Raw genomic sequence first — 837 nt, 5'->3', positions numbered from 1 at the left:
CCGACCACGCGCCGGCCGATTTCACTTTCCAGGGTCAGCAGTTCGGTCTGCTCGTCTTTCATCAGGGAAGACAGCGGCACCCCGGTCCAGTCGGCAATCACGTTGGCGACGGTGCGGGTGTCCACGTCCACCTGAACCAGCACGTCGCCCAGCTGCGCCTGTTCGAGCTGCTGTTGCAGGGCGCAAATCTCAGCCTGCTGGCTGATATCCTGCCGGCTGGCCATCAGACGCTGTGCCAGCGCCTTCACGTTGATGAAACGACCTTCCTGCTGCTGAATACGCGCGTCCAGTTCAGTCCGCTGCTGCTCAATAACGCTCAGGCGGTCACCATGACGGTGACTGCCGGCGGCGATATCTTCCAGCAGCGCCTGCTCTTCCAGTTCCAGTGCGGTCAGCCGTGCTTTCAGGCGCACAATTTGTTCAGGCAAGGTGTCCAGGCTCATGCGCACGCGCGCGGCGGCGGTGTCCAGCAGGTCGACCGCCTTGTCCGGCAGCTGGCGCCCCGTCAGATAGCGGCGCGACAGGCTGACCGCCGCTTTCACCGCGTCGTCGCTGATGTGTACGCCGTGGTGCTGCGCGTAGCGGGATTTCAGGCCTCTGAGCATCAGGCAGGCGGTGTCGTCGTCCGGCTCGTCAACTTTGACCATCTGGAAGCGGCGCTCCAGCGCGGCGTCCTTCTCGAAGTACTGCTTGTACTCGCTCCAGGTGGTGGCGGCGATGGTGCGCAGCTCGCCGCGCGCCAGGGCCGGTTTCAGCAGGTTGGCGGCGTCGGCCCCGCCCGCCTGGTTGCCCGCGCCGATAATGGTGTGCGCCTCGTCGATAAACAGCAAAACCGGC

The 837-nt window shown here is 64.9% G+C and carries 1 pseudogene; it reads right to left on the bottom strand.

The annotated features are described in order from the left end of the window. A pseudogene (locus tag ABEH87_RS21650) lies at positions 1-837 on the bottom strand (type VI secretion system ATPase TssH); the annotation flags it as partial.

Source organism: Erwinia sp. Eh17-17, assembly GCF_039675725.1.
Taxonomy (GTDB): domain Bacteria; phylum Pseudomonadota; class Gammaproteobacteria; order Enterobacterales; family Enterobacteriaceae; genus Erwinia.
Note: the sequence above shows the minus strand (reverse complement) of the source record. Positions and strands in the feature narration are given on the sequence as shown.